The organism is Corallococcus praedator (assembly GCF_003612125.1).
GTDB classification, from domain to species: domain Bacteria; phylum Myxococcota; class Myxococcia; order Myxococcales; family Myxococcaceae; genus Corallococcus; species Corallococcus praedator.
The window spans coordinates 1-3,512 of record NZ_RAWI01000621.1 but is presented as its reverse complement, the minus strand read 5'-3'; the positions used below and the strand labels follow the sequence as shown (position 1 = coordinate 3,512).

The window sequence follows — 3,512 nt, the reverse complement described above, 5'->3', positions numbered from 1 at the left end:
GACCTTGCCGTACAGCCGGGTACCGAAAATGATCACGTGCTTCCCCCTCACAACGGGCGCGCCTGCCCCCCAAGGGAGCGGCGCGCCCGTTGTGAGGGGGAAGCACGTGATCATTTTCGGTACCCGGCTGTACGGCAAGGTCGATGCGATTCCGGGCGTAGGCTACGTGGCGACGAAGTTCGGTCACCTCAACTTCGTGCCGCTCCTGCCGACGGAGGGATGGCTCGTCGTGGCCGAGGAGGGCGACGGCTGGCGCGGGCAGTCCATCCCCATCAGCATGAAGTCCGTCCTGGTGGCGTGGGCCCGCACGTTGTTCATCATCGCGGGCCTGCCCAGCCTGCTCATCGGGCTGGCCATCTTCTTCGGCGAGGGGGCCGGCAAGGCCGTGACGCCAGGGCTCATCGCGGCGGTCTGCATCGGAGGGCTGATTGCCTCGTACCGGTGGACGTGGGTCACGCACGCTTCGCCGGAGCGCGCCCTGGAGATCGCCCGGCAGGCGGGCATCGGTCTCGCGGGCCTGGAGCAGCTTCGCGACCTCTATGCGGAGCCCAAGCCCGCGCCGGTGGTCGCGCCCGCGGAGCGCTGGACGCCTCCGGAGTCCTAGCCCCCGCGCCCTCCCGGGGCGGGTGTCCCCGGGCCTGGACCTCGTGCCCCGGGTCCTTCGCGTCCTTCGTTGAAAGACCTGGAGTCCTGCCTTCATGAGTCATGTCGTCGGTATCGATCTGGGCACCACCCACTCGCTGGTGGCGGCGCTCGACGGCGCGGGCCGTCCCACCCTGCTGACCAACCGGCTGGGCCAGCGTCTCACGCCCTCCGTCGTGGGCCTGGACGCGGAAGGCCGGCTGCACGTGGGCGAGTCCGCGCGCACGCAGTTGCTCGTGCACCCCGAGCGCACCGTCGCGGAGGTGAAGCGGCGCATGGGCCGCGACCTGCCGGTGACGTTGGGAGACCGGCGCTACAGCCCCACGGAGATCTCCGCGCTCATCCTGCGCGCGCTGCGTGAGGACGCCGAGCGTGCGCTGGGGGGCACCGTGACGGAGGCGGTCGTCACCGTGCCCGCCTACTTCAGCGATGCGCAGCGCCAGGCGACCAAGGACGCGGGTGAACTGGCGGGGCTCAAGGTGGAGCGCCTGCTCAACGAACCCACCGCCGCCGCGCTCGCGTATGGGGTGGACCACCTGGACGCCGAACAATACGTGCTTGTGTATGACCTGGGCGGCGGCACGTTCGACGTGTCAGTGCTGGAGATGTTCCAGGGCGTGCTGGATGTGAAGGCGTCCGCGGGCAACAACCAGCTCGGGGGCAGCGACTTCGATCAGTTGTTGGCGGGCTGGCTGGGAGCGCAGTTCGAACGCGCGCACGGTGTCTCGCTGGCAGGGAATCTGGGGGCGCAGGTGCGGCTCAAGGCCGCGGCCGAATCGGCGAAGATCGCGCTCTCTGCGGTGGACGCGGTGCCGGTCGTCATTCCGTTCCTCGCGCCCGGTCGAGGAGGGGCTCCCGCCTCGCTGGAGGTGGAGGTGACGCGGGCACGGTTCGAGGGGCTGATCACGGAGTTGATCCGCTCCACGCTGGAACCCATGGAGAGCGCGCTGCGCGACGCGAAGCTGTCCCGCAAGTCCATCGCGGAGGTGGTGATGGTGGGCGGCAGCTCGCGCGTGCCGCTGGTGCGCCAGTTGGTGGCGGAGTACTTCGGCCGGGAGCCGCGCGCGGGGGTGAACCCCGACGAGGCGGTGGCGCTGGGTGCCGCGCTCCAGGCGGGGCTGAAGACGGGAGCGATGAGCGCCGCGCGCGGCATCATGATCACCGACGTGTGTCCCTTCACGCTCGGCGTGGAGGTGCAGGCGTCCGTGGGCCGCGAGCGGGTGGGCGGGGTGTTTTCGCCGCTCATCCCGCGCAACACCACGGTGCCGGTGTCGCGCACGGAGACCTTCGCCACCACGGTGGAGGGGCAGCGCTCGGTGGAGATCCGCGTGTTCCAGGGCGAAGGCCGGCTGGTGCGCGACAACCTGTTGCTCGACGAGTACACCGTGGAGGGCGTGCCGCCCGCGCGTGCTGGTGCCGAGAAGATCGCGGTCACGTTCACGTACGACATCAACGGCATCCTCAATGTCACCACCCGCGTGGTCTCCACCGGCAAGGAGGCGGTGCTGGTGGTGGACAAACGCTCGCAGCGGCTCAGGCCTGAACAGCGATTGGAGGCAAGGGAGCGGCTCGCGCGCGAATGGGGCACGGCGCCCACGGCCACGGCCCCTGTCTCCGCTCCCGCGCCCGTGGCCACCGACTCCGATGCGTTGCTGGCCGCCGCTGTGGAGCACCTCGCGTCGGCTCCGGTCTCCGTGCGACCCCGGCTGGAGGCGCTGTGCAATGAATTGCGCGCGGCCCGTGAGAAGGGTGACCGCGTCGCGGCGGCCCGCCTGGATGCTGAACTGACGGACCTGCTGTTTGAGCTGGGCTGAGCGCGCGTGCTGCTGACCGAACTCAAGCGCGCGGTGGTGTTGCGACCGTCGGAGTCGTCGCCTCGGTTCGCCCTGGCCGAAGCGCTCTTTCAGGAGCGCGACTTCCGTGGCGCGGCGGAACATGCACGCCGTGCCCTGGACCTGGGGGGAGGAGAGACTGCGCGCCGTCTGCTGTGTGGTGCGTTGACTCGCGACGGGCGCAAGGCGGAAGCGCTCCGTCTGATGGAGGAGTGGGCGCGTCAGGCGCCCCGAGATCCAGTGCTCCGCGCTGAGTTCGTGACGTTGTTGGAAGAGGACCGGCCTGACGACGCGCTCGTGCACGCGCTCGAAGCGGCTGAAATCACTCCTGGGGGCCTGGAGGCCTGGCGCGCCGTGGTGCGGCTGTGCGAGCGCACGAACCGGCCGGCGGTGGCCCTTCCCGCGTTGCGGCGTGCTCGCGCGCTCGCGCCGGAGGATCCGCGCCTCGCGGAGGCTGTGCTCGGCGCAAGGGCTGCGCTGGGACTGCCTGCGAGCACCGCGATGTTGGATGCGCCCCCGGCGGAGCAGGCCGTGCAGGCGCTCGCGCTGCCCACCGCGCACGCCGCGCTCACACAGGCGGGGCTTGCCGCTGGATTGCCGGGGCAGGGCACGAGCACCGGGGCCGGGCTCGCCGCTGGATTGCCGGGGCAGGGCGCGGACATCCAAGCAGGGCTGGTCGCCGCCGGAGCAACGGGTCCAGGTGCGCTCGCGGAGGCGAAGCGGCGGCTCGTCGTCGCGCCCCCGGCCATCCGTTCCGGCGCGGCCGCGGCCTTCCTGCGCTCCGAACTGCTGGCGTGGGAAGGCAAGCCTTCGGCCCAGGTGGAGGCCGCGCGCCGTGCGGCGCTCGAACTGCCCGGTGCACCGGGCGCCACCGCCGTGCGCCTGGGGGACCAACTGCTCGAAGCGGGCGCCCTGGACGAAGCCCAGGCCCTCTATGCCCGCGCGGCGACGATGGGCGAGGGAGCCGTGGCAGCGGGCCGCGAGGCGGAACTTTCCGAGCGCCGCCGTGCCCTCGCGCGCGATGTCGCCGGGGTGGGC

General features: G+C 71.6%; 2 protein-coding genes and 1 pseudogene. All 3 read left to right on the top strand.

From position 1 onward, the window contains the following. Positions 1-106 precede the first annotated feature (106 nt). Positions 107-604 carry a hypothetical protein gene (locus D7Y13_RS39920; RefSeq protein WP_120585906.1) on the top strand — a complete coding sequence of 166 codons (498 nt, stop codon included), beginning with the start codon at positions 107-109 and terminating at the stop codon, positions 602-604. A gap of 94 nt (positions 605-698) precedes the next feature. Beyond that, positions 699-2,456, top strand: coding sequence for an Hsp70 family protein (locus D7Y13_RS39915; RefSeq protein WP_120585907.1), 1,758 nt, complete (start codon positions 699-701; stop codon positions 2,454-2,456). A gap of 6 nt (positions 2,457-2,462) precedes the next feature. Continuing rightward, positions 2,463-3,512: pseudogene (locus D7Y13_RS39910) on the top strand (tetratricopeptide repeat protein); the annotation flags it as partial.